Source organism: Hymenobacter metallilatus, from assembly GCF_003944705.1.
Classification (GTDB): domain Bacteria; phylum Bacteroidota; class Bacteroidia; order Cytophagales; family Hymenobacteraceae; genus Hymenobacter; species Hymenobacter metallilatus.
Window position 1 is genome coordinate 31,219 of record NZ_RWIS01000008.1, and the last position, 25,610, is coordinate 56,828.

Annotated in this window: 22 protein-coding genes; 11 read left to right on the top strand and 11 right to left on the bottom strand. The window is 60.0% G+C overall.

Annotated elements, in window-relative coordinates:
• Nucleotides 1-170: 170 nt before the first annotated feature.
• From EI290_RS12700 to EI290_RS12710, 3 genes are all read left to right on the top strand, one after another.
• The gene (locus tag EI290_RS12700; RefSeq protein WP_125430778.1) at nt 171-404 is read left to right on the top strand and encodes a hypothetical protein; all 234 of its coding nucleotides are present in this window, start codon (nt 171-173) and stop codon (nt 402-404) included.
• Nucleotides 405-527: 123 nt separating this feature from the next.
• The gene (locus EI290_RS12705) at nt 528-2,456 is read left to right on the top strand and encodes an ABC-F family ATP-binding cassette domain-containing protein (RefSeq protein WP_125430781.1); all 1,929 of its coding nucleotides are present in this window, start codon (nt 528-530) and stop codon (nt 2,454-2,456) included.
• Nucleotides 2,457-2,557: 101 nt separating this feature from the next.
• Nucleotides 2,558-3,082 carry a DUF2911 domain-containing protein gene (locus tag EI290_RS12710; RefSeq protein ID WP_125430784.1) on the top strand — a complete coding sequence of 175 codons (525 nt, stop codon included), beginning with the start codon at nt 2,558-2,560 and terminating at the stop codon, nt 3,080-3,082.
• 57 nt (nt 3,083-3,139) lie between these two features.
• Here the strand turns inward: EI290_RS12710 and EI290_RS12715 are convergent, their stop codons facing one another.
• The 3 genes from EI290_RS12715 to EI290_RS12725 all read right to left on the bottom strand — a co-directional run bounded on the left by EI290_RS12715 (nt 3,140) and on the right by EI290_RS12725 (nt 4,908).
• Nucleotides 3,140-3,931: a hypothetical protein gene (locus EI290_RS12715; protein ID WP_125430787.1), complete on the bottom strand. Its 792-nt coding sequence runs from the start codon at nt 3,929-3,931 to the stop codon at nt 3,140-3,142.
• A gap of 125 nt (nt 3,932-4,056) precedes the next feature.
• A complete protein-coding gene (locus EI290_RS12720) occupies nt 4,057-4,404 on the bottom strand; it encodes a DUF952 domain-containing protein (RefSeq protein WP_125430790.1) in 348 nt (115 codons plus the stop codon).
• A 117-nt stretch (nt 4,405-4,521) separates the two neighbouring features.
• Nucleotides 4,522-4,908 carry a hypothetical protein gene (locus tag EI290_RS12725; protein WP_125430793.1) on the bottom strand — a complete coding sequence of 129 codons (387 nt, stop codon included), beginning with the start codon at nt 4,906-4,908 and terminating at the stop codon, nt 4,522-4,524.
• Between the two features lie 201 nt (nt 4,909-5,109).
• Here EI290_RS12725 and hppD point away from each other — a divergent pair, with 201 nt between their 5' ends.
• From hppD to EI290_RS12740, 3 genes are all read left to right on the top strand, one after another.
• Nucleotides 5,110-6,243, top strand: coding sequence for a 4-hydroxyphenylpyruvate dioxygenase (gene hppD, locus EI290_RS12730; RefSeq protein WP_185816978.1), 1,134 nt, complete (start codon nt 5,110-5,112; stop codon nt 6,241-6,243).
• A gap of 257 nt (nt 6,244-6,500) precedes the next feature.
• Nucleotides 6,501-8,237: a phospho-sugar mutase gene (locus EI290_RS12735; RefSeq protein WP_125430796.1), complete on the top strand. Its 1,737-nt coding sequence runs from the start codon at nt 6,501-6,503 to the stop codon at nt 8,235-8,237.
• Between the two features lie 124 nt (nt 8,238-8,361).
• The gene (locus EI290_RS12740) at nt 8,362-8,877 is read left to right on the top strand and encodes a hypothetical protein (protein ID WP_125430799.1); all 516 of its coding nucleotides are present in this window, start codon (nt 8,362-8,364) and stop codon (nt 8,875-8,877) included.
• On the opposite strand, the gene EI290_RS12745 is transcribed toward EI290_RS12740, so the two are convergent.
• The gene (locus EI290_RS12745) at nt 8,874-9,944 is read right to left on the bottom strand and encodes a hypothetical protein (protein ID WP_125430802.1); all 1,071 of its coding nucleotides are present in this window, start codon (nt 9,942-9,944) and stop codon (nt 8,874-8,876) included. The genes EI290_RS12740 and EI290_RS12745 overlap by 4 nt on opposite strands.
• Nucleotides 9,945-10,288: 344 nt before the next feature.
• On the opposite strand from EI290_RS12745, the gene EI290_RS12750 reads away from it, so the two are divergent.
• Nucleotides 10,289-10,774 carry a nuclear transport factor 2 family protein gene (locus tag EI290_RS12750; protein WP_125430805.1) on the top strand — a complete coding sequence of 162 codons (486 nt, stop codon included), beginning with the start codon at nt 10,289-10,291 and terminating at the stop codon, nt 10,772-10,774.
• 49 nt (nt 10,775-10,823) lie between these two features.
• Here EI290_RS12750 and EI290_RS12755 read toward each other — a convergent pair whose 3' ends face one another.
• The 4 genes from EI290_RS12755 to EI290_RS12770 all read right to left on the bottom strand — a co-directional run bounded on the left by EI290_RS12755 (nt 10,824) and on the right by EI290_RS12770 (nt 15,775).
• A complete protein-coding gene (locus tag EI290_RS12755) occupies nt 10,824-12,512 on the bottom strand; it encodes an ABC1 kinase family protein (RefSeq protein WP_125430808.1) in 1,689 nt (562 codons plus the stop codon).
• Nucleotides 12,513-12,805: 293 nt separating this feature from the next.
• The gene (locus EI290_RS12760; protein WP_125430811.1) at nt 12,806-13,318 is read right to left on the bottom strand and encodes a phasin family protein; all 513 of its coding nucleotides are present in this window, start codon (nt 13,316-13,318) and stop codon (nt 12,806-12,808) included.
• A 207-nt stretch (nt 13,319-13,525) separates the two neighbouring features.
• On the bottom strand, nt 13,526-14,449 hold the full coding sequence (locus EI290_RS12765) for an alpha/beta hydrolase (protein ID WP_125430814.1): 924 nt from the start codon (nt 14,447-14,449) through the stop codon (nt 13,526-13,528).
• Between the two features lie 174 nt (nt 14,450-14,623).
• A complete protein-coding gene (locus EI290_RS12770; RefSeq protein ID WP_125430817.1) occupies nt 14,624-15,775 on the bottom strand; it encodes a lysophospholipid acyltransferase family protein in 1,152 nt (383 codons plus the stop codon).
• 216 nt (nt 15,776-15,991) lie between these two features.
• Between EI290_RS12770 and EI290_RS12775 the strand changes: the two genes are divergently transcribed.
• Nucleotides 15,992-18,514: a reprolysin-like metallopeptidase gene (locus EI290_RS12775; RefSeq protein ID WP_125430820.1), complete on the top strand. Its 2,523-nt coding sequence runs from the start codon at nt 15,992-15,994 to the stop codon at nt 18,512-18,514.
• Here EI290_RS12775 and EI290_RS12780 read toward each other — a convergent pair.
• The 3 genes from EI290_RS12780 to EI290_RS23035 all read right to left on the bottom strand — a co-directional run bounded on the left by EI290_RS12780 (nt 18,511) and on the right by EI290_RS23035 (nt 21,644).
• Nucleotides 18,511-19,788, bottom strand: a complete 1,278-nt coding sequence (locus tag EI290_RS12780; protein ID WP_125430823.1) for a retropepsin-like aspartic protease — start codon at nt 19,786-19,788, stop codon at nt 18,511-18,513. The genes EI290_RS12775 and EI290_RS12780 overlap by 4 nt on opposite strands.
• Nucleotides 19,789-20,185: 397 nt before the next feature.
• Nucleotides 20,186-21,256 carry an o-succinylbenzoate synthase gene (locus EI290_RS12785; protein ID WP_125430825.1) on the bottom strand — a complete coding sequence of 357 codons (1,071 nt, stop codon included), beginning with the start codon at nt 21,254-21,256 and terminating at the stop codon, nt 20,186-20,188.
• Between the two features lie 154 nt (nt 21,257-21,410).
• A complete protein-coding gene (locus EI290_RS23035; RefSeq protein WP_125430828.1) occupies nt 21,411-21,644 on the bottom strand; it encodes a KGG domain-containing protein in 234 nt (77 codons plus the stop codon).
• A 263-nt stretch (nt 21,645-21,907) separates the two neighbouring features.
• On the opposite strand from EI290_RS23035, the gene egtB reads away from it, so the two are divergent.
• The 3 genes from egtB (at nt 21,908) to EI290_RS12805 (ending at nt 25,545) form a co-directional block, all read left to right on the top strand.
• Nucleotides 21,908-23,209, top strand: a complete 1,302-nt coding sequence (egtB, locus tag EI290_RS12795; RefSeq protein WP_125430831.1) for an ergothioneine biosynthesis protein EgtB — start codon at nt 21,908-21,910, stop codon at nt 23,207-23,209.
• 71 nt (nt 23,210-23,280) lie between these two features.
• Complete coding sequence (egtD, locus tag EI290_RS12800; protein WP_125430834.1) at nt 23,281-24,339, top strand: L-histidine N(alpha)-methyltransferase; 1,059 nt, start codon at nt 23,281-23,283, stop codon at nt 24,337-24,339.
• A gap of 96 nt (nt 24,340-24,435) precedes the next feature.
• Nucleotides 24,436-25,545 (top strand): pyridoxal phosphate-dependent aminotransferase, encoded by a 1,110-nt coding sequence (locus EI290_RS12805; protein ID WP_125430837.1) that lies wholly within the window; start codon nt 24,436-24,438, stop codon nt 25,543-25,545.
• Nucleotides 25,546-25,610 lie beyond the last annotated feature (65 nt).

A 25,610-nucleotide genomic window follows, 5' to 3' on the forward strand; every position in this document is an offset into this window, starting at 1 on the left:
GGAAAAAAATACGAAGAGGAACACTGCCTTCAACCCAGGTCAACCGGGGCAAGGCGGGGTTCCTCTTCTGTGTTTTCCCGGAGCTGCACGCAGCCTCAGGTGGGCCGGGCCCGAATAAATCCGGACAACTTTTTATATTTCTGCACTGACCGCGCCCCATTTGCTGCACTATGAGTAAAATTCTGGAAGAAATTGACCAGGCCCTGGCCACCTTCAGCTCCAGCCACGGCCGCCCCGTTGCCATTGAGCTGGGGGAACGGAAATACAATCAGCTGATTCTGGATGTGGCCCACCTGCACGCCGACGGGGGCGAGTTGACCCACAATACCGGCCGTCCCCTGGCCTACCGGGGCCTCGAAATCCTGCGCGACGACACCAACCGGGACCGGGTACGGGTGATATAATCAGTGAAATGGTGAGTTGGTGAAATAGTGAGTTTGATGTTTTGCCAGCATGGCTGACGCAGATTGAACATAAAACTCACCATTTCACCAACTCACCATTTCACCACAGTGTACCTTTGCGGCATGAATTTGCTATCTGCCGAGAACCTCGGAAAAAATTACGCCGACCGTTGGCTGTTTAAGGACCTGAACTTTGGCCTGCAACAGGGCCAGCGCGTGGCCTTTGTGGGCATCAATGGCACCGGTAAAACTACCCTCATGAAGGTGCTGGCCGGCATTGAGCCGCCCGATACCGGCGAGGTAAGCGTGCGCAAGGGCATCCGGGTAACCTACCTGGGCCAGAACCCCGACTTTGATGAAACGCTGACGGTGGAGGAAACCATCTTCGCCAGCCAGAACGATACGCTCAAAGCCATCAAGGAATACGAGCACGTGGTAAACGACCCCAACCACGACCCCGACGACCTGCAGCGCGTGATGGAGCGCATGGATGCCCTCAGCGCCTGGGACTACGAGGCGCAGGTGCAGCAGATTCTGGGCCGGCTGGGCATTCTGGGCGAGCTGCTGAACCGCAATATCCGCATGCTCTCGGGCGGGCAGCGCAAGCGCGTGGCCCTGGCCCGCGTGCTCATTGAGGAGCCCGACGTGCTGCTGCTGGACGAACCCACCAACCACCTGGACCTGGCCACCATTGAGTGGCTGGAGAACCGCCTGTCGTCGCCGAACCTGACGCTGCTCATGGTAACCCACGACCGATATTTCCTGGACAAGGTGGCCAACGAAATTGTGGAGCTGGACAAGGGCCAGATGTACCGCTACCAGGGCAACTACGCCTACTTCGTGGAGAAGAAGGCCGACCGGGAAATGCGCGAAGCCACCGAGGTGGAAAAGGCCCGCCAGCTGTTCAAGAAGGAGCTGGAGTGGATGCGCCGTATGCCCCAGGCCCGCGGCACCAAGCAGAAAGCCCGCATCGACGCCTTCTACGTGACCAAGGAGAAGGCCAGCACCAACCTGAGCAAGCAGCAGGTGGAGCTGAGCGTGAAAACCACCCGCCAGGGCGGCAAAATCATCGAAGCCAGTCACCTCAACAAGCGCTTCGGCGACAACGTGGTGCTGGACGACTTCAGCTACGTATTCAAAAAGAAGGACCGCATCGGGCTGGTGGGCCCCAACGGCGCGGGCAAAAGCACGCTGCTGAACATGCTCACCGGCAAACTCCAGCCCGACTCGGGCACCGTGGACGTGGGCCAGACCACCGTGTTCGGCTACTACACCCAGACGGAGCTGGAATTCGACCCCTCGCAGCGCGTAATTGACATTGTGAAGGAAGTGGCCGAAGTGGTTGAGCTGGCCAACGGCGACGTGCTTACGGCCAGCCAGTTTCTGAGCCTGTTCCTGTTTCCGCCGGCCCAGCAGTACACGCTGGTCAGCAAGCTGAGCGGGGGCGAGAAGCGCCGGTTGCAGCTGCTGCGGGTGCTCATCAAGAACCCCAACTTCCTGATTCTCGACGAGCCGACCAATGACCTGGACATCGGTACGCTGAATATCTTGGAGGACTTCCTGCTGCACTTCTCGGGCTGCCTGCTCATCGTCAGCCACGACCGGTACTTCCTCGACCAGCTGGCCGAGCACCTGTTTGTGCTGGAGCCCGGCGGGCAGGTGCTTAACTTCCCCGGCAACTACACCGATTACCGCGAGTACCTGGCCGAGCGGGAAACCGAAGCCGCCCTGGAAGCGGCCGAGAAGGAAGCCAAAGCCGCCCGCGCCGCCGCCAAGGCCGTAGCCGCCGCGCCGGCTCCGGCCCCGGTAGCTGCCCCTGTGGCGGCGGCCCCGCCCAAGCGCAAAGCCACCTTCGCCGAGAAAAAAGAGTACGAAACCCTGGAAAAGGAAATCGGGCAGCTGGAAGCTCGCAAAGAAGAGCTGATTGAGAAACTCAATTCCGGCACCGGCTCCCACCAAGAGCTGGCCGACTGGGCCGCTGAGTTGAAACGCACCGAAACTGCCCTCGACGACAAGGGCCTGCGCTGGCTGGAGCTGGCCGACTTCGTGTAGCCGCTGGTGGGCCGCTAAAACCAATTGGTGCCGACTTTGTAATTTACCCAGCCTCTGCCAAGGGGCTGGGTATTTTTTTCATCACTCTCCTTCCCACACCAATGAAAAATCTTCGTCTTTTCCGCGTGCTACTGCTGTTGCTGGTTGGTATTCTTTGGGCCGGCCACAGTCAGGCCCAGGATGCCCCCAAAGAAAAGCCCAGCCCAGCCGCTACGGCCACCGGCAAAATCGGCAAAGCCACCGTAACAGTAGCCTACAGCAGCCCCGCCGTGAAGGGCCGCGCCATTTGGGGTGGGCTGGTTCCGTACGGCCAGGTGTGGCGGGCCGGTGCCAACGAAGCCACCACTTTCACCACCGACCAACCCCTGATGGTAGAAGGCAAAGCCCTGCCCGCCGGTACCTACGCGCTGTTTGTCATCCCAACGGAGAAACAATGGACGGTTATCTTCAACAAAACGGCCAAGCAGTGGGGCGCTTTCAAGTACGATGAAAAGCAGGACGCCCTCCGCGTAACGACCACCCCGCGCAAAGCCCCCAGCATGGCCGAGCGGCTGGTGTATGAGGTAACGCCCCAGGGCCTGATTCTGCGCTGGGAAAACCAGGAAGTGCTGGTTGCGCTGAAATAGCACTTGCGCTTTACTTCCAGAAAAAGCCAGCGGAAGCATCCGCTGGCTTTTTCTGTGTTAACGAGGTTCTGTTTGCGCTACAGCGGCAGGAGCAGGCTGGTATTGCCGGGTGCCCCGCAACGCTTGGTTGAAGATGAACTGCACCGGCCGCTCATCGAAGAACACCACTAGGCGTAGCTTCCGCGCCACATCCAGGCGCGGAAAGAACACCTGCCCGCGCAAACCTTGGCCGGGAGCCAGCGTGTTCTTGCGTAGCACTACGGCTTCCAGCGCTGTGGTCTGCGAGTACAGCTGCTGTGCCTGGTCGGCGTGGTCGAGGCGTTGGTTATCGAAAAAGGCCTGGTTATCCTGGTGGCGGGCTTCGCGCTCCGCAACTTGCTGGTCGGTTTCCTTTTTCTTGATGCTGGACACGTCTTCGGCTAAGTCGGTCACGGTGGTCAGGATTTCAAACCAGCTCACGTTAGTGGCTTTGCGCTCCTGCTCCTTCAATCTGGCCTGTAGCTGAACCAGCCGCACTTCCGGGTCGGCGGCTAAGCGGCGGCCCGCGAAATACTGGGTTGGTACGCGGGTGCTGTCGGCCAGGGTATCGGGCACAGCCATGTAGTAGAACGTTTCGGGCGCAATGAGAATGGGCTTATCAGAGTAGTTCAGGTAGGCCACCTCAAATACCAGTTCGTTATCGTCGGCTCGAAGGAAGCCTGCGCGCACGTACACACTATCGGGGTGGCTGACTACGCTGGTGGGGTGCCCGTTCACCCAGGGACCATTGGAATTAGCTGGCTCCACGGCCAGGAAGGTGCTGGCCCCGCAGGCGGATAAGAGCAGGGCCAGCCCTCCGGCTGATAGCATAGAAAACAGACGGGTAGCAGTAAGCATCGGCGTTAAATAAAAGAATCAGACTGTAACAAAAACGGCCGGACCAGCAGGTGGTCCGGCCGCTGATAGCGCCGTTGCAAGAATAGTTCCAGTTTTGTCTAATTTATTTCAACGGGCAGGTGGGCTGCACCATCGTGGGCCACCGGAAACGGCCAGAAGCGCCGCACCGCCGCCAGCGGAATACGCCCGAATACGTGCGGGAAATACGCCTGGCGTCGCTCGGCCCACTCCCGCTCCACCCGAATGCCTGCCGCTTCCAGCGCGGCTTCATCCACTTCCAGCAGCACTGCCCCGGGGCTGGCACGGTAGTACAGTCGGGCCGTTTCCAGCACCTGCCCTGGCTCGGAAGCATGAATGAAGCCCTCGGCCGCTAAATCGGCGCTTTCAAAAAAGCCGGTTTCCTGCGCCCGATGCCAGTCGGCGGGCTGTGCAATGCGGTAGAGCATGGAGAGTTGAGTGTTGAATGATGAGTTATGAATGATGAATTAGCCGTTCAGACAGCCTACCAGCTTATGTAAGCTGAAAATTCATCATTCATAATTCAACACTCAGCTTTCAAAAATTTAGGCTTTCCACACTTCCTGCTGCACCGTTTTACCTACCGTGATGAGTAGGCGCGTGGGGTTGGGCACCAGCGTGAGGCGGGCCTCTTTGCCCGAGTACTTTTCGGAGTCAATCCAGACGCCTTCCTTGGGCGTGGGCGTGCCGCTGGTGTTGGCCGGCAGGTAGGCCGTGGGCAGCAGCACGTCGGTGTCGGAGCCCAGGTCGTTGTGTACTTTTTCCAGGGCAGCTTCCAGGAAAGCGCCGTATTCGTCGTTGAAATCGTCCTCGAGGTCGTGTAGCTCTTCCTCTACGTCGTCGTAGCGGGCATCGTCATAGGTGAGCTTGTGCAGCTCGGCTTTCTTCTCGATGAGGGCCACCAGGGCGCGGTTCAGCTCTTCCGAATTCATACTAGGTAAGGTAGTAGGTGAAGGTGCAAAGGTGGGGAGGAATCAGCAGTTTCCCGCGCTTCCGGCCCCGGCCTACATACGTTTCCGCGCGGGTTTAGGCTTGCCTTTCCTGAATCGTTGACCTTCAACGGGAATCATTTAGACCAAACCAGTATTTTTACCCCAACCAACACTTCCACCCGCCACCCAAGCTGTTTCTCTATGGAAACCATGACCTCACCGGCCGTGCAGGCCCACCCCGCCCACGACTTCCTGCCCCTCAACGGCACTGATTATCTGGAGTTTTACGTGGGCAATGCCAAGCAGTCGGCCTACTTTTATCAGGCCGCCTTTGGCTTTGAGCTGGTGGCCTACGCCGGCCCCGAAACCGGCCAGCGCGACCGGGCCAGCTACGTGCTGCAGCAGAACAAAATCCGGCTGGTGCTCACCACTTCCCTCCTGCCCGACTCCGACATCACCCGCCACGTGGCCCAGCACGGCGACGGCGTGAAGGTAATGGCCCTGTGGGTGGACGACGCCCGTAAATCCTTCGAGGAAACCACCAAGCGCGGTGCCAGGCCCGCCTTTGAGCCCTACACCGTATCGGATGAGCACGGCGAGGTAACTATGGCCGGCATTTACACCTACGGCGAAACCATCCACACTTTCGTGGAGCGCAGCAAGTACAACGGGCCTTTCCTGCCCGGCTTCGTGGCTAAAACCAGCGGCATTCCGCAGGGTGCTCCCGTGGGCCTGCAGTACGTGGACCACTGCGTGGGTAACGTGGGCTGGGGCGAAATGAACCAGTGGGTGAAGTTTTACGAGGACGTAATGGGCTTCAAGCTGCTCATCACCTTCGACGACGACGACATCAGCACCGAGTATTCGGCCCTGATGAGCAAAGTAGTCAGCAACGGCAACGGCTACGTAAAATTCCCCATCAATGAGCCCGCCGAAGGCAAGAAAAAGAGCCAGATTGAGGAGTACCTCGACTTCTACCACGGTGCCGGCGTACAGCACATGGCCCTGCTCACCCACGACATTCGGGCAACCGTAACGGAGCTGCGCCGCCGCGGCGTGGAGTTCCTGCAGGTGCCCAACACCTACTATGAGGACCTGCTGGACCGCGTGGGCCAAATCGACGAGGACCTGGACAGCATCCGTGACCTGAACCTGCTGGTGGACCGGGACGAGGAAGGCTACCTGCTGCAAATCTTCACCAAGCCCGTGGAGGACCGCCCCACCGTGTTTTACGAAATCATCCAGCGCAAAGGAGCCAAGTCGTTCGGCAAAGGCAACTTCAAGGCTCTGTTCGAAGCCATTGAGCGGGAGCAGGCTTTGCGCGGCAATCTGTAAGCAGAATTTTAAAGTCTAGTTCCCCTCCTTGGAAAGGAGGGGCCAGGGGTGGTTGATGAACGGCAGAACAAGTTTTAGAGCTAGTTCTAATCATCGTTCAGCAATAATCAACCACCCCTAGCCCCTCCTTTCCAAGGAGGGGAACTAGCTTTTAGCTTTACCCTAACTACTCGTTGCGTCCTCGCAATGACGGGAAAACCTCTTTTCTTTACTCCCGTTCTCTGAACTCCTCTTTATCCCCCCAAAAGCACTTTCGTATGGCCCTCACGCCCGAAATCCACGCCAAAATCAACAACTGGCTCACGCCCAGCTACGACCATCAAACGCAAGCCGAAATCCGCGAGCTGCTGGCCGCTAATCAGGATGATTTCCTGTCGGATGCGTTTTACCGGAATCTGGAATTTGGCACGGGTGGGCTGCGCGGCATCATGGGGGCGGGCTCCAACCGGATGAACCGCTACACCCTGGGTATGGCGGCCCAGGGCCTGAGCAACTACCTGGTGCAGTCGTTCCCGGGTCAGGAAATTAAGGTAGCCGTGGCCCACGACTCGCGCAACAACAGCCGGCTGTTTGCCGAGTTGGTGGCTGGTATTTTTTCGGCCAACGGCATTACGGTGTACTTATTTGAAGCCCTGCGGCCCACGCCCGAGCTGTCGTTTGCTATCCGCCACCTGGGCTGCCAGAGCGGCTGCGTGGTAACGGCCTCCCACAACCCCAAGGAGTACAACGGCTTCAAAGTGTACTGGAACGACGGGGCCCAGGTAGTGGCCCCCCACGATAAGAACATTATCCGGGAAGTAGAGGCCATTCAGTCGGTGGCCGACGTGCGGTTTGAGGCCAACAACTCACGCATTCACCTGATCGGCGAGGAGCTGGATGCGGCCTACCTGGCTCAGGTGAAAGCCTTGAGCATCAACCCTGCTGCTATTCAGCGCCAGCACGACCTCAAGATTGTGTACACCCCGCTGCACGGCACCGGCATTACCATGGTGCCCAAGGCCCTGGCGCAGCTGGGCTTCACCAACGTGCACATCGTGGAGGCCCAGGCCACGCCCGACGGCAACTTTCCCACGGTACAGTCGCCCAACCCCGAGGAGAAAGTAGCCATGCAGATGGCCCTTGACCAGGCTAAAGCCCTCGACGCGGACCTGGTGCTGGCCACCGACCCCGATTCGGACCGCGTGGGTATTGCCGTGAAAAACAACCATGGCGAGTGGGTGCTGGTAAACGGCAACCAAACCGCTGCCCTGCTCACGCACTACCTGCTCTCGGCCCGCAGCCAGGCCGGCAAAACCACCGACCAGGACTTCATCGTGTACACCATCGTTACCAGTGACGTGCTAGGCGACATTGCCCGCCACCAAGGCGTGAAAGCCTACCAGACGCTGACCGGCTTCAAGTACATTGCCGGCATCATCCGCGACCTGGAAGGCCAGCAGAACTACATCGGGGGCGGCGAAGAAAGCTACGGCTACATGATTGGCGACTTCGTGCGCGACAAGGACGCTATTTCGGCCTGTGCCCTGCTGGCCGAAATGGCGGCGGCCGCCAAAGACCAGGGCCGTACCCTGTACCAGGAAATGGTGCAGATGTACTGCACTTACGGCTTTTATAAGGAGCACCTGATTTCGCTCACCAAAAAAGGCCAGCGTGGGGCCGAGGAAATTCAGGAAATGATGGCCGAGCTACGGGCCAACCCGCCCCGCACCATTGCCGGCCTGCCCGTGGTGGAGCTGCGCGACTACCATACCGGCCGCATCCGCGACCTGCGCACCAACCTCGAAACTGAAACCGGCCTGGAAAGCTCCAACGTGCTCCAGTTCATTCTGGAAGACGGCAGCAAAATCTCGGCCCGCCCCAGCGGCACCGAGCCCAAAATCAAGTTCTATTTCAGCGTGCGGCAACCTCTGAAATCCGCCGTGGACTTTGACTTGGCCAACAAGCTGGCCGGCGAGAAAATCCAGCGCATCATTGATGATATGCAGCTGAAATAAGCTACTGTATTCATCAGCAGATGCGGAAGCCTGAACTCGCATAGTTCAGGCTTCTTAGTTTTTAACGCAGACCTTTTTTTGCCTATAACCGGCACAGAGTGCTGTTCCATACCTTGTGGCGGTTATGGCTCACAAGAAACCCGTTGTTACGCTGGTATTAACCTCTGCCGATTATTTCTCCGCAACACTGCTGCTGGCGGTGGCGGCGCTGTGCCAGTATTACCACGTCACAGTACTGGCCGTGTTGAGTGGTGTATTGGCGCTGATGTTTGGTGCACATACGCATACCTTATCCGTGGACACCAGCCGCCGCCGCTTCCGGTTGGGTCACCGCCTGCTCGGTTTTATCTCCGGGCCCTGGCAGCAGCTTCCCCCGGTTCAGCGTGTAGTGATAAAGTACTTCTCGTTTACGTCCGTTTCAACCGGCGACGCTGGTGGCCCAGAATACAATATGGGCAACGAGTATACCATTCTGTTGTCGGTTCCGGGTAGCCCGCAGGCAGTTGTTGTAACCAGTGCGCATAACTACTCAAGAGCAGTACGGATTGGCTGTTTCCTGGGCCTGGCGCTGGGCATAGAAGTAGTCAGCTTCGACCAGCACAAGCACCAGGAAGTGCTACAGGAGGCAGAACCGTCTTAAAACACAAAGTTGAACGAGGCCTGCCCCAACAATCCGCGCAGGTCGCGGCTGCGGCTGTTGAGGGGCACAAAGTAGCTGCCCTTAGTATCCAGCAAAATGTGGCGGGTTTTGATGAGCTCCACGCCCAGGCCCAGGTTCAGGTTCGGGATGAAGTCGTTATGCGTATCGTCGTTGCGGTTCAGGATGAAGCCGCCCACCTGGTAGCTGGTGTACAGGTTGAGGTAGCGCCGCCGGCCCTGGCCAAAATTGCGCGGGTAGAAATCCTGCCCGAAGTTGATGACAAACAGCTCATTCACGAAAGCTGAATCGGTTTTGTTGGCGGTGGTGGGCTTGTACACACCCAGGTTGAAGTAGCTCTTGCCGCGCGTGAACAAGTATTTGATGGCGTAGCCCTGATAAGCCGGACTGGTGAGGCCCACTTTGGGGTTGTCCAGCCGCAGATAAGCATACTCCACGCCCGGCATATTCACGAAGCTCACGCGCCGGTTGCCCGTGGGGAAGCTGATTTCATCGAACAGCCGGAGCGACACGTAGGCCTGGCCCTGATGGCTGCTGAGCAGCAGCTGCTGCTGTTGCAGCTGGCGCAGGCGGGTTTCGCGTTGTACTACGTCATTCTGCAGGGCTATTCGCTCATCGGCCGGCAGTTTCTCCTCCCGTAGCCGGCTCTGCATATTGGCCAACCGGGCCGCTTCTGCTCGTTCATCGGCCCCCAGCTCCTGTAGGCGGGAGGCCAGATTGTGGGTGTTCAGGTTGTTTTCCAGCACGTAGCCCAGGCCCGCAGCCAGGGAGTCCAGCCGGGGCAAATCGGTAGCGGAGAGGCTGAACTCGGCGGTAAGCTGCTCGGGCGTTTCTTCCTGCTTCTGCACCCGCAAAGCCCGCCGCCGGATAAAGCCAGTAAGAGCCGCGCGGGCTTCGGCGTACTTGGTAACGCCCACGCTCAGGCGCTTTTGGGTTTCGTAGGTTTCCTGGTCGGCGCCGGTGGTCTGGGCCAGGGTGGCCAGCCCGCTTACACTCAGCAACAGGGTAGCCGTAAGTCGGCGTAGTGGGGTAAGGAGCAACAGCTGCATAATACGTGTGCTTGGAGTTCGACTCACCGGGTACTAGTGAGCCGGAGCAAAGTGGGCTTTATTCAGCTGGCCATTGTTGCTCGCACCTGATAAAATTCAGCTGATTCAGACTTCAAATGAAGCCACATAAACCGATTAATTCATTTATTTACAACCACTATCTATTTATAATATCAGACTTCAATATTACACCCTATACCAGCTTGCATCCTGCTAGTTATGGTTGCCATACACAGCACGCCTGAGCGAATCATATATAAAATTTTTACTATATTAAATAAGTGCTGCGGCGTTGTGATGTGGTTTCAGGATGCGTGCGGCGTTACACCTAACCCCCTTGTCCCATGAAACGCACCCTGTGTTTACTCCTGCTCACCTGTAGCTGTACGGTGGCAGTGGCTCAGCAGAAAACCGCTGGTAAAATGTCCTTCGATGCCGAGAAAACGAAGGCAGAGCTTATTCAGCTCGATAAAGACTGGACCACTGCCGCCGTGAACAACGACATGGCTTTTATTCGTAAGCTCGTGGCCGACGACTGCCTGTTTACCGAAGCTGATGGCATGGTAGCAACCAAAGCTGAGATGATAAAAGATATGGAGTCGGGCAAGTCTAAAACCTCCTCCAATCAGCCCAGCGAATACAACGTGCGCTTTTACGGTCCTGATATGGCCGTCCTCCGGCATAACATCACAACTGCCGGAACCGAAAACGGGAAGGATATCAGCGGCGAATACCGGCGTATGCACGTGCTGGTACGCCGGGAAGGGCGCTGGGTGGTGGTGGATAGCCAGTCGGTGCGAGTAGGCCCGGTGACAGTGGCTACGAAATAGCTAACCTCATGCTGAGTTATGGCAGCGGGAGTAATCCAGGCAACTTGGGCTACTCCCGCCGCTTTTCCTGGCGGCCATCCAGCAGCAACAGCAGCAGCACCAGAAATACCGCCACCGAGAGGCTCCACCACGTAATACCGGGCAGCCCGTTGTAATACGGCATAGCGGGTGAGTAACGGCCCAGCAAACTCAGCCCCGCAAACAAAATCACCGCTACCGTAATGGCGGCCATAATACTGCGGCTTACCAATTGGTCAGCTTTGCGCAGGAGCAGCTGGTAGCCGCTTAGCTCAACCCGCACGCGCAAATCCCCGCGTGATATTTTGCGCATGATCTGGCGAATGTCGCCGGGCAGGGTTTGCAGCAGGGCCAGCAACTGGGTACCGGTGTACAGGGCCTCGCTCTGGATATTTTCCATGGAATACTGCTCCCCGATGATGCGCGCCCCGTAGGGTCGCACAAACTCGAAGGTATTGAAGCGGGGGTGCAGTACCTTGCCAATGCCCTCCAGAATCACCAGGGCCCGCAGAATCAGGAACACGGCCCCGGGCACCTGCAGCTTGTAGCGGTAAATAATGCCCTGTAGCGCATCGGCCAGGTCCGACATGCTCATTTCCTTCACATCGAGCAGGGCAAAATCCTCAATCAGCTGGCTGAGGTCGGCCTCGAAGGCGCGCATGTCGGGAATTTCGGAGGTAATGGCTAGGCGGCGGAAGTTTAGGGCCATGCTGCGGGCATCCTGCCGGGCCATGCCAATAAATACGCCCGCAAAGGCGTATTTCTGTTGGCGGGTAAGGCGACCTACCATCCCAAAGTCGATGAGCACCAGGGTACCATCGGGGCGCACCAGCACGTTGCCGGGATGGGGGTCGGCGTGGAAGGCCCCAAACTCGAAAATCTGGGTCAGGTAAATATCCATGCCGGTTTCGGCAACTTTCTCCGGACTCAGGCCCCACTCCAGCAGCTGGGGCTTGTCGGTAATTTTGCAGCCGCTTACGTACTCAATCACCAGAATGCGGTTGGTACTTAGCTCCCGGTAGGGCCGCGGAATATAAAACGAGTCGTAGTCTTCGTACAGCTTGCGAAACTGCTCCATCGAGCGGGCCTCGGAGGTGTAGTCCAGCTCCTTCATCATGCTCCGCTCGAAGGCATCCACGATATCCTGGGGGTTGCTCAGGCCCTGGCGGCGCAGGAAGCTGGCCGTAAGGCGCACCAGCTCGTGCAGCAGGCTCAGGTCGGTCCGCACTTTTTCCTGCACGTCGGGGCGCTGCACCTTTACTACCACTTTCTCGCCCGAGAGCAGCCGCGCCCCGTGCACCTGCCCAATGCTGGCCGAACCCAGCGGTACCTCATCAAACTCAGCGAATACCTCAGCCAGCGGCCGGCCCAGCTCCTGCTCGATAATCTGCCGGGCCTGGGCTACGGGGAAGGGCGGCACGTTGCTTTGCAGCTTCTCAAACTCATCTATCAGCGCTTCGGGCAGCAGGTCGGCGCGGTTGCTCAGGGCCTGGGCCAGCTTAATGAAGGTGGGGCCCAGTTCCTCGATAATCATGCGGATGCGCTGCCAGCGGGTAGTTTCAAACACCGCCTGCTCCCCTTCCTGCCAGGAGCGGCGCCGACTCTGGGGCACCAGCCGCCGCAGGGCCGTGCTCGTCACCACATCCTCAAACCCGTAGCGAATCAGCACCTCGGCTACTTGCCGGATGCGCGTGAGGTTGGAAATGGTGTTTTTAAACATATAGCACAGGTTTAGACGGATTTCTCGGTTTGCACGGATTTTTCTGGGGCCCGTCCGTCACGAAAATAGCACCGAACGGCGGCTGTAGCAGCCATGCAGTAGCCGTTGGCCCCTTGCAAACGACCTTGTGTTCCTCAAGCGCATCCCACTTGCCGGCGCGCAGCCCGCCGCAGGCGTTTGCGGAGCAAAACGTCCGCACATACAAAATTGTCATTGTTCCCACGCCGGATGACAGATGAAAAAACCCCGCCCACAAACCGTGGGCGGGGTTTTTGCGGGCCTACAGCGGCACCTTATGACTTGCTGTCGGCAGACGCCGCGTTGCCGTCTTCCTTTTTAGCAGCTCCAGCTTTGGCTGCCGCCGATTTTTGTGTTTTGCCAGCAGCGGCGCTGGTGGCGGTGGCAGCTTTTTTCACGGCTCCGGCAGCTTTGCTGGTGGCTGAGCTAGCGGCTGGTTTAGCGGCCGTCTTAGGAGCAGTGGCCTTTTTGGGGGCAGCGGCCGTTTTGGGGGCCGAGGCGGGCGTAGCCTTGCCACCTTTCACGGTGCGCTTCAACTCCTCTACCTCTGCGTTGGGGGCTACCCCTACCGTTTTCAGCAGGCGGGCTGCCAGGCCCTGGGCCTGCTTTTCCAGTTCCTTACGCTTGGCGTCGGTGTTCTTTTTCAGGTCGTCCATAATTTTGGCGCCTTCTTTTTCCGACAGCTTGCTTTCTTTCACCAGCGCATCAATGCTTTTCTGCACCCGGTCACTAGTCAGGGAGGCAAAGCCAACGCCGGCGTTGATGAACTTTTTAAACAGATCTTCCATAGGGCTGAGAGGTTAGAGGTAAAGGGGTGAGAATGAAGTAAAGCGTGAAACAGGCAGGCCCCTGCCGAGCAAAATAGTATGCAAGCCTACTACTTTGGACAAACCTACGAAAACACTGCTATATAGTTGAAGATGAGAGTAATTTTTTGTTCATCATTTGATGAGCCCTGGATAATGTCAGGTGGCGGTATGAGTTATTAGCCTGTTTCAGGCAGCGCGGGCCAAAGAGTGGCTCCAGATACTGGTAGTAAACGCAGCCACCTGGTCGAGGGCGGTGCGGGCCTCGGGCAGTAACCGCCAAAACAAATGCCACCAATGCACCAGCCCATCGAACACCTGCAGGGTAACGGGCGTACCAGCCGCACGAGCTTTTTCGGCGAAGCGCTGCACATCATCGCCCAGCACTTCGGCATTGGAAATCTGGATGAGCAGGGGCGGCAACCCGTGCAGGTGGGCGTGTACGGGAGACAGAAGCGGATGCTTCAGGGAAGTAGCCGCCGCGTACAACGGCCCCCATCCCCGAATTTCGAGGGCCTCCAGCACCTGGCTTTCTTCCTGGCACACCTGGCGCAGCCGCCCCGAGGGCAGCATCAGGTCGGTCCAGGGCGAGAGGCCGACAGCGGCGGCCGGCAGGGCTTCACCGGCATCCCGCAACGCCACCAGCAGCGCCAGGGCCAGGCCGCCCCCCGCCGAGTCGCCGGCCACGATAATGTTGGTAGGCGCGTAGCCCTGAGCCAGCAGCCAGCGGTAGGCCAGCAGGGCATCCTCCAGCGCCGCCGGAAACGGATACTCGGGTGCTTTACGGTAGTTGATGGCCAGGGCTGTAACCCCACAGCGCTGGGCCAGCGTGCCTACCAGGGCCCGGTGGGTATTCAGGGAGCCCAAAACGTAGCCGCCACCGTGCAGGTACAGGAGTACCCGGCTGGTATCGGCGCCGGCCGGCCGCACCCACTCGGCCGGCATTCCCTCAACCGAGGCATCCTCCAGAAACACATTCCAAGGCATGAGCTGGCCAAAGGACAGCAACTCAAACGCCAGCCGCATGGCGGGCAAACGGGGCCGCCGCCGCGCCAGCGGGCCGGTAGCAGCCGTTAATACTTGCTTCAGCAGCAGGTGTTGGGTAGAGGGCATTGAGGTACTGGTGGGAATTGAGGACGGAGCGCGCGAATCGAAAAAACTAGCTGGTAAAAAGTACGCATAAGCCCGCAGATGCAAAAAAAGTGCCGGTCGAAATTGACTATTGCCTTGGGCTACCTGCTCCTGCAAGCGGAATTCGCAGTTTTCTACGGCTGCTTTTTTACTTTTTTATTGATTAATCTTATGCCCCCGGTAGCCGCGGATAGCAATGGGAATCCAGCCTAATACGGGAATGAAGAAGGTGAGGGTGAAAGGATTGCGCCACAACATGCGCCAGTAGGTACCCGGGCTGCGCAAATCCAGGTCAAAGTCGCGCTGACCGTGACGCAGGTACTGGCGCTCAAACTCCTGAAACAGCGCGGGCCAGGCCCAGGGCAGGAAGAAGGGAAAATAGCGCCAGTTGGCCCTAATGCGCTGCCACAGCTCCCGCCAGCGGTAAGGGTGCTGGCCGTACTGCTGCACGGCGGTGTCCATTTCCTGCTGCATACGCCCGCGCACCTCATTGGCCAGGGCCTCGTACTCCTCGCGGGTAAGCTGCTCGGTGGTCTTGTCCGTCAGCTCGTAGGGTTTGATGCGGGTGCCGAGCACAAAAGTGAGCTTAGCCGGAAAGGCCATGTAAAAAAACCAGGGCTGCAGCAGCACCAGCAGAATAACCGGCCCCACCGGAATAAACGGAATGCCGATTTTTTTGCTCAGCCGGTTCACCCACTCCCAGCTGTAGGTGTAGGGATTCAGGTATTCGCCGTTGATGGTATAAAACGGGATGATATCGGTGCGGTGCTGAATACCCAGGCGTACAATACTGGTGGCCAGGCGCTGCAGCCGGTATTTGTTGTTGAACCCCTTGCCAATGCCGGGTACGCCCTCGGGGTACAGCATCAGGTTATGGTCGTTGTAGAACATCATGGTTTCGAAGTTCAGGGTGGTGGCATCCACGCACCCGGCTCGCTTCCAGAAGTCCTTGACCAGAAACGGGTTCATGAGCACCGACTGGGAGAGCATGGGGGCCGACAGGGGCCGGGGCAGGTCGCGCTGGTCGGGCAGGCGGCGCCAGAGGTGCGAGAGGGCCACAATGGCATCCCAGGGAAAGGCCATGCCTGAGTGGTTGGAGGCAAAAATCAGGGGGCGCTCGGGGTTGTTGCGCTGTGGATAGTCCTCAAACCCAATTAGCTCGGAGCGAAACCACACCCGATCCAGCAGTTGCAGCACGTTGCGGTCCAGGGTTTCTACAAACTGCTCATCGAAGTAATCGGAGTAGATATGCTGATTAGCCTGAATAGCGGGCGGCAGCTGTGGCTGAGCAGCAGAAGGATAGGCCATACGAGGTTGGGTGGGACGGCGGCAGTGGAAATGTATCCAATGGATGGGCTTCTAATGTACTCATTTTGCTAACTCAGCCCTGAATGAAAAACCATGCACTGGCTCGTAAAGCGAGTAGCACTACTATATTCGTTTCAATAAATATTTAACAAAGTCAATTATTTATTGAAATTATTAAATTCATATATTGCAATTCTACTCATTATTCCTTCCGATATGCTTGCACGCTTACTCCTTGCGGCTGGGTTGAGTTGGGCCGGCGCTGCCCCAGCCCTGGCTCAACGGCTTACTCCTTCTGTGGCCTGGCACCCGGTGGCTACGGCGCTAAGCAAGCACCGGGGCGGCCGGAACGTGGCCGTTGAGGCAGCGGCCCTAGAAGCCACACTGCGGAGTGCTCCGCCCGAAACCCAGGCAGCTGCGGGGGTGCTGCTGCCCTTACCCCTGCCCGATGGCTCAACTGAAACCTTCCGGGTGTGGCGGGTACCAGTACTGGCTCCGGAGCTGGCGGCCCGTTATCCGAGCATCCAGACGTACGCGGGCCAGAGCCTGCAGAACCCGGCTGTTTCCGGCCGCTTCGACCTTACTCCCCAGGGCTTTCACGGCCTGCTGCTGGGTAGCCCTGCCGGCCGGGTACTCATTGAGCCCCTTGATGCGGCGGCCGGCCTGTATGCCACCCGCACGGCACTGGCCCCCGCAGCCCAGCCCTGGCTTTGCACTCCGCATAATCCGGCCAACAAGCTACCGGCGGTGGCTAATCGGGCCCAGGCTGCCGCTTTTGGCAATACCTTACTCACGTACCGGCTGGCACTGGCCTGCACCGGGGAGTATGCTACTGCCGTAACGGCCAATGCCGTACCCGCCGTACCAACCACCAAGGCCAATGTGCTGGCTGCCATGGTTACAGCCATTAACCGCGTAACGGGTATCTATGAGAAGGAGCTGGCTATCCGGCTGGTGCTCATTGGGGGCAACGACCGGCTCATTTACCTCGATGCTGCCACCGACCCCTACACCAACGACGATGGCACCAGCATGCTGAACCAGAACCAGACTACCGTGGATGCGGTAATCGGGACGGCTGGCTACGACATTGGGCACGTATTCAGTACCGGAGGTGGGGGTATTGCGGCCCTGCAGGCCGTGTGTGATGTTAACTTGAAAGCCCGCGGGGTAACGGGCCTGCCTAACCCGGTGGGCGACGGATTTTACGTGGACTATGTGGCCCACGAAGTAGGTCATCAGTTCGGCGGCAACCATACTTTCAACAGTGTATCGGGGAGCTGCAACGGTAACCGCAACCGCCAAACAGCCATGGAGCCCGGCAGCGGCACCACCATTATGGCCTACGCTGGTATTTGCGCTGCCGACAACATTCAGGCCCGCTCCGATGCCTATTTCCACGCCATCAGCCAGGATGAAATCCGGAGCTATGTGCTGGATACCCGTACCAACTACGGCGGGTCCTGCCCGCTTTACGTGGCTACCGGCAACCAGGCCCCGGTAGTAACAGCCGGGGCCAGCTATACTATTCCGCAGGGCACCCCTTTCACGCTTACGGGCTCGGCCACGGATGCCGGCAATGATGCCCTCACCTACGCCTGGGAGCAAATGGACCAGAGCAGCCAGGGCGGTGCCCCCGCGGCGGCGGCCACCAGTACTTCGGCGCCTTTGTTCCGGAGCTTTATCCCGGTTGCCAGCGGAACGCGCACTTTCCCGCGGCTGGCCGATATTCTGAGCAATACGGCTACCCTGGGCGAAATTCTACCGACGGTGGCCCGCACCATCAATTTTCGCCTGACGGCCCGCGACAACCGGGCGGGTGGCGGTGGGGTGGGCTCGGCCAGCACCACCGTTACAACCACTACTGCCGGCCCCTTTCTGCTCACTGCTGCCAATTCGTCCCTTACTCAGGCTCCGCTTAGCTCATTTTCGGTTACCTGGAGCGTCAATGGCACCAGCTCTGCTCCCATCAACGCGGCCAACGTGCGCATCAGCTTTTCCACCGATGGGGGCCAGACGTTTCCATACGTGCTGGCGGCCAGTACTCCCAATGATGGTAGCCAATCCATTGTGTTTCCTAATGTGCGTACCTCCACCGGCCGGCTGCGGATAGAGGCAGTAAACAACATTTTCTTTGACATCAACAACGCTGATATTACCCTGAGCGGGCCGCTACCGGTTACACTTACCCGGTTTACGGCCTCTGCCGAGGGCTCAGTGGCTCTGCTGCAGTGGGCTACGGCTCAGGAAATCCGCAATGCCGGCTTTGAGGTGCAGGCACAGGGCCCCGATGAGCAGGAGTTCCGGGCAGTGGCCTTTATAGCGGGCCAGGGCAGCACCCAGCACAGCCACAGCTACCAGCTACGCCTTCCGGGCCTGGGAGTGGGCCGCTGGTACCTGCGCCTGCGCCAGGTAGAGGAAGGCGGACAGACCGGTAGTTACAGCAGCGTGCAGAGTGTACTTATTCAACGGCCTGCAAGCAGGGCCAGTATCTGGCCGAATCCGCTGCCGCCAGGCCAGGGCACTCTCACGGTGCAGCTCCCCGCGGCCGGCGCCGGACAGGTTACGCTGTATGATATGGTGGGGCGCCGGGCGGCCACCCTGCCGGCCCTGCCGCTTGCAGCGGGCACCACGGATGTTCCGCTGGTGTTGCCGGCTCTGCCAGCCGGCCTGTACACGTGGCGGCTAACGGTAGACGGGCGTCCGGCAGCCCAGGGCCGGGTGCAGTTGCAACCCTAAATCTGGCGCTTGAGCTGCACGGTGGTCGTAAACAGCTCCCCATCGGGGTGCCTGACCACGAACAGTAGCCGGCGGCCGTCTTCGGAGTGCAGCAGGCGACTGAACTGGTTCAGGTTGAAAAACTCAGCCGGCATCAGATTCACCGACAGGATTTCGTCGCCTACCCGCAGGCCCGCGTGGAATGCTGGTCCGTCGGGCTCTATCCGCAGAATTTTGTATTTGCGGTAATCGGGGCCGGTAGCCAGCAGATCGAACCCGCACATATCATGCTCGAACGGATCCTTGAAGGTGCTGTTTGGCTTAAGCATAAGTACGTTATGCTCGTAGTCGATGATGACTTTAAACCGTTTAAGCAGTTCGAAGCCCAGGTTGCCATTACGGGGCGTTTCGGCCCGTGATGCTACGTCGGAGGCATCGGGGAAGGAGGTAACCAGGGTTGATAACGTGTACTGTCCTAGCTGCAAAGCCCGTACCCGGGCCAGGCAGCCGTTGATATTGCCGCTCAGGCCGCGCCCCAGGGGCGTACGAATGTGAGTGGCGGGTATCTGCAGGCGACTGTCGGAGGTGGTTTCCAGGGAAAGTGCATGCCCGGCACCCGTGTCCAACACCAGTTTCAGCGGCAGGGTCAGGGATTCGCTAAGCTGCACTGGCAGCGTTACGTACGTTTTCCGGCCTTCCATGTCCAGCGGAATGCGTGCCCAGCGCCGCCCGCGGGGAGGCCGGTACTGGGCAGGCTTGTGCAGAACCAGCACCTGCATTTCCGGATCAATTTCCACAACGAAGCTGCGAAACACATCGGAGCCCAGCAGCCCATGGATCGGCATACCCACGTAGCCCGACAGGTTCAGCACATCGTCGGAGAGAATCAGAAAAGACAGCCCGGCCGCCTCCGCTCCTCCGGGTAGGCGTACGGCCACCGAGGGTACCTGAAACGCCTCCAGTGGGCGCTCTTCGCCGGCACCGGCTACCAGAAACCGGCCTTCCATGGCCAGGTTCAGCTCCTGGCCCACGTAGGGGTCGGTGATGAGGGAGGTACCAATGCCGGTATCGAGCAGGAAGTTGTAGGGGCCCTTGCCATTGAGGAAGGTTTCCAGCACGATGAGGTTGCGCTGAAGTACGAAGGGTACCTGCGCCTGCCGGATGGAGGGTTTGCGGAACTGGAATGCTGCGGGCTGGGCCTGCCCAGTTCCTAAAATCAGCAGCAGCAGGCCGGCACAGATCCAAGCCACCCGGCTACGGCCCGCAAATACCAGCGTACAGATTGGCAGCAACATACCCCATGTAAATGAACTCTGGTAAGTTACTGAAAAAACCCAACTAGTGCACCTCCCCGGCCAGTGAAAAAACACCCCGGTAAAACGGCTCCTCGCTACCTGTCAGCCCTGGAGGCGGCAAGCCGACCTCTGGCAGACTGCGCACCGGCATCTTTGGCCTGTTTCCTCCATTCTGGCAGACAATTAGCCGTACAGTATGAGTTCATAAACCAGGCCATTGTCCCCTCAGCACCCAGCGCAGACGGCTGCTTTCCGGGCTACTTACCTCCGCCAAGGACCAAGCGAGTATCAGAACGGCTCACACCCGGATAATTCAATAAAGGCAAGTGGCCATACCTGACCTGCCGTCCGGAAAGCACTGGCGCTTCCATTCGTCCGGACTGGGGGCGGGGACCATCTACCCGGGCATCTCCCAGGTGGCTTGGGAGCTATAGTGTAGGTAACCGCCACGGATATACAAGGGCGACGAAATGTTGTTGTGGTAAAGCTGGCCGGTACCCAGCCCCTGGGGAAACCCCGGCGTGGCAAACGAGCCCGCCAGCTGACTGATGGCATTCAGCCCCACGTTGGACTCCAGCGCCGAAGTCAGCCACCAGCCGATGCCCTGCGCTTCAGCCAGCTGCATCCAGTGCCGGGCGGCCTGCAGCCCCCCTAGCAGCGTAGGCTTGAGAATGAGGTAGGCGGGCTGAATACTATCCAGCAGCGCCTGTTGCTGCTGCGGGTCCGTAAGGCCAATCAGCTCTTCATCCAGGGCAATTGGCACGGGTGAGGTTTGGCACAGCGCGGCCAGCTCCCGCCACTGCCCTGCCTGAATAGGCTGCTCAATAGAGTGCAGCTGAAAGCGGGCCAGCTGCTCCAGCTTCGGCAGGGCTTCGGCAGGGCTGAATGCCCCGTTGGCATCTACGCGCAGCGTGAGGCGCTCGGGGCCGGCCAGGGCCCGTATTTCGGCCAGAATTGCCAGCTCCGTCGCAAAATCAAGCCCCCCGATTTTCAGCTTGAGGCAGGTATAGCCATCGGCCAGCTTCTGCTCTATTTGCTGGCGCATAAAGCCGGCGTCGCCCATCCATACCAGGCCGTTGATGGGCACTCCGGCTTCTCCCCGGCTAAAAGCGTTATCGTAGAGCCGCTGCTGCCCGCCCTGCTGCCAGTCGAGGGTGGCCGTTTCGAGGGCAAAGCGTAGGGCCGGCCACTCGGGGGCCACCAGCTCCAGCGCCTCCGTGGGCCTGAGCTCCTGCAATTGCCGGCCATTGAACTCCCGCACAAACTCCGCTAGCGTAGCCTCAAAATCGGGGCGAAAATCGGGACTTAGACCTGCTAACGGAGCTGCTTCCCCCACACCCACCACTTGTGGCCGCTCCTGGTGCTGCAGGTGCAGGTAGTAGGCAGTATGCTCGGCGAGGGCCCCACGCGAGGTACGGGCCGGAAAGTTGAAGCGCAAATCACGCCGGGAATAGCGCAGCTGAAGCATGGGCAGGGAGGCAGAAAATGGAGGAGCTGCGGCAATATACAACCCCACCGAAAACGTCAGCGCCGCCTGCCGCCCGAAAACCCGGGCCGCAGGCGGCGCATTACAAGCGACAGAACCGGCAGAACCGGCTCCGTCGGTATCCTCAGCGTGGGCGTTATTCTGCGGCGGTGCCCTGAGTGCCGCGGCCGCGACTAGCCTGGCCCCCCTTTCGGCCGGCTGCACGGGCTTCTTCTGAGGTAAAACGGTGTCCGCGGCCACTCAGGTGGGAGGCTCGGCCTCCTTCGCTGGCTATGCGGCGCTGTGTGGCCTCATCCATGGCGGCAAAGCCTCGTGGACGTTTGGCAACGGGAGCCTCGGGAGCAGTGCGAGTGATTGGTTTGGTGTTCATAGCAGGTTAGGTGAAGGGGAAATGGATGTTTGGCTACGGCGGAAAGTTCTCTTTGTACGCACCATAGTTGCGGTATGAACGCCCTCAAAACCCAAAATACCAAGATCTTACAGCAGAATACCACTTTGTACTGAGGAGTTGCTCCGTATTAATACGGAGCAACTCCGTACATTCCCCGGCACCCAGTATCCGGGACCAAGCTGAAAACTACTGCCTGGCTTTCCCGTTATTCACTGGAAGTTATCCGGCTAGTTTTCCTGCATATGTCTGTCTTATCTGCCCCCGCCCCGCCTGCGGCTCCCTCCCACTCCGCCACGGCCGCTGCCGCGCGCTTCGCCGCCATCCGGCACCAGACGGAAGCCCTGTGCCGCCCACTGCTGCCCGAGGATACGGTGGTGCAGCCTACGCTGGACGTGAGTCCGCCGAAGTGGCACCTGGCCCACACTACCTGGTTTTGGGAGACTTTCCTGCTCAAGCCCTACCTGCCCGGCTACACCGTGTACCACCCCGACTATGCCTATCTGTTCAACTCCTACTACAACTCGCTGGGCTCCCGCGTGAACCGCGCCGACCGGGGCACCTTGTCGAGGCCGGCCTTGCAGGAGGTGTATGCTTACCGCGCGTTTGTGGATGAGCAGATGCAGCACCTGCTCGCGCAGCCGGAGCTGCTGCCCGAAGCCGCCTGGCCGATTCTGGAGCTGGGTCTGCAGCACGAGCAGCAACACCAGGAGCTGCTGGTAACCGATATCAAGTACATTCTGAGTACCAGCCCGCTGGCTCCGGCCTACCAACCTGCCCCGCCCCTCGCGCCGACGGCACCGACCCCACCCGTACGCTGGCTGCCCGTGCGGGGCGGTATGTACCGGATTGGCTTTCAGGAAGAAGGATTCTGCTTTGACAACGAACAGGCCCCCCACGACACCTATGTGGCGGATTTCGAGCTGCAAAACCGGCTGGTAACCAACGGTGAGTATCTGGAATTTATGGAAGCCGGCGGCTACCGCAATTTTCAGCACTGGCTGGGGGAAGGCTGGGAGTTGGTGCAGCAGCACGGCTGGGAAGCGCCGCTGTACTGGGTGCAGCACCAAGGCACTTGGCACCGCTTCACCCACCACGGGCTCCAGCCCGTACGTATGGCCGCCCCCGTCACGCACCTCAGCTTTTACGAGGCCGATGCCTATGCGCACTGGCGGGGCTGCCGCCTGCCCACTGAGCAGGAGTGGGAAATTGCCGCCCGCCAGTTCCGGCCGGATGCCGCCGCCGGTACCTTCCTGGAAAGTGGCCTCTACGACCCCCAGCCCCTCCCCCCCGATGCGGCCGCCGACCAGTGCCATCAGCTGCTGGGTGAGGCCTGGGAGTGGACGTACTCGGCCTACCATCCCTACCCCGGCTACGAGCGGGCCGCCGGGGCGCTGGGCGAGTACAACGGCAAGTTTATGCTGAACCAGCTGGTGCTACGCGGCGGCTCCTGCGCAACACCGGAAAGCCATATCCGGCTCACGTACCGCAATTTTTTCCACGCCGACAAACGCTGGCAGTTCACGGGCATCCGGCTGGCGCGGTAGCGGGGTCGGTTTTTCGTTGCTGGTTTTTCGTTTTTTGTTGCCTGACGGTTGTCGTCTTTTCTCCCTTCTGCATGTCGTCTGATTCTCCTCCCACCCCTGCGGCCACTCTCCCACAACCCACCTCCCAGCACGCCAAATCACTCACGAACAGCCAACAACCAACCCCACACAACGAACCTACGCCTACCGACCTGGCCCACCACGTGCGGGAGGGACTGAGCCGCCCGTTCAAGACGCTTTCATCCATGTATTTCTATGATGATGAAGGCAGCCGGCTGTTCCAGCAGATTATGGCCCTGCCGGAGTACTACCCCACCCGCACCGAGTTTGCTCTGCTCACGCGCCACCAGGTCGCCATTGGGGAGGCGCTGCGGCCTCAGCGCCCGGAGGAGCCCTTTTTTCTGCTGGAGCTGGGCGCCGGCGACGGGCTGAAAACCAAGATTCTGCTGCGCCACCTGCTGCAAACCGGGGCCCGGTTCACCTACGTGCCCGTGGATATTTCGGCGGCGGCGCTGGATGGGCTGGCCGCCAGCCTGCAAACGGAACTGCCCGACCTGCGCGTGGAGCCCGTGGTGGCCGACTATGCCGATGCCCTCCGCCTGATGGCCGCCCGTCCCGGCCGCAAAGCCGTGCTGTTTCTGGGCTCCAACATCGGCAACTTCCTGCCCGACGACCGGCTGCAGTTTCTGCGCAACCTGGCCCAGCCGCTCACCCCCGACGACCGGCTGCTGGTGGGGTTCGATTTGCAGAAGGACCCGCGCCAGATTCGGGCCGCCTACGACGACAGCCAGGGCGTGACAGCCGCCTTTAACTTCAACCTGCTGCACCGCCTTAACCGGGAGCTGGGTGCTGATTTCGACCTGGCGCACTGGCAGCACTACACCGACTACGACCCACTGGCGGGGGCCGTCCGCTCGTTTCTGGTGAGCACCCGCGCCCAAACGGTGCGCTTTGCGGCCCTGGACTGGGCGGTTGACTTTGCGGCCTGGGAGATGGTGCATACCGAAAACTCCTATAAGTTTACCCGCCCGGGCATTGCCGAGCTGGCGCAAACGGCCGGCCTGGCCGTGCAGCACATCTTCACCGATGAGCAGGACTTTTTTGCGGACGTGCTGCTGCAACCCGCGTAAGGGTTTGGGCTGGTAACGGCCCTGGGGTTTACCATCTTTTTTTCTTGCACAGCCGCCCACGCTGCGTTGGGCCGGGTGTCTTGCCGCTGACTTTTTATGACCGATTCCATCAGCCTGGCCTCCGGGTACGGCACTTTCCTGACCCCGGCCGTTGCGGCGGAGGCCGCCATCCGCGCCATTCAGGCCGGGCAGCTGCCCGTGGCCGATGCCGCCGGCCTGCCCGTGCTGCGCGAAGCCATTGCCCGCCGCTACCAGCAGCTGGAAGCCACGCCCGTAGCACCGCAGCACGTGGTGGTAACGCCCGGGGCCAAAGCTGCCCTTTCGGCCCTGTTAACGGCTATACTGCGCCCCGGCGACGAGGTGTTGCTGCCTACTCCCAACTGGTTTGGGTTCGGGGAGCTGGTGAGCCGGGCCGGAGGCACGGTGCGGGAGCTGCCCCTGTCCGCCGAGGACAATTATACCCTGCACCCGGCGCAGCTGCGGGCGGCTATTTCGCCCCGCACCCGGGTACTGCTCTTCTCCAACCCCAACAACCCCACCGGCCGGGTGTACCACTACCAGGAACTGGCGGACCTGCTGACCGTTACCCAGGACTTTCCGGCGCTGTACGTGCTCAGCGACGAGATTTACGACCTGGTGAGTTTCGCCACCAAGCCCACGCCCTCCCTGCTGGAGTTTCCGGACCCGCACGGGCAGCACCTGGTTGTAAATGGCTTCAGCAAATCGTTGGGACTCATTAGCTGGGGCGTGGGGTACCTGGTGGCACCCGCGGAGCTGGCCCGGCAGTGCGCCGCCTACCGCCACGCCACGGGCGGGGCGGTATCGGTGCCGGCACAGTACGCGGCCCTGGCCGTTACGCAGAGCGCCGCCAGCGTAGCCAGCGGGCTGGTGAGCCAGCTGCATACTACCCGCAACCTGCTGCTTGACCACCTGCACCGGCTCCCCGGCGTACTGCCCGCCCTACCCGAAGCCACTTACTACGCCTTCCCCGACTTGCGGGCCTACCTGACGCCGGGCCTGGCCGCAGCCGAAGCTTCCCGGGAGCTGGTAAGCCGCCTGGAGCAGGCCGGCGTGGCGGTGGTAGATGGCAGCACCTGCGGGGCTCCGGGGTTCGTGCGCATGTCGTATGCCGTGCCGGAACCTTTGTTGCGGGAAGCATTGAACCGGTTTTCGGCAGCCCTGCGCAAGCTACCCGCGGCGGTGTAGGCAAAGCAGGAACCGTTGTGGCCGCCCTGCCCGGAGCCGGGCCACTTCCTCGTACCTTTGCGGCC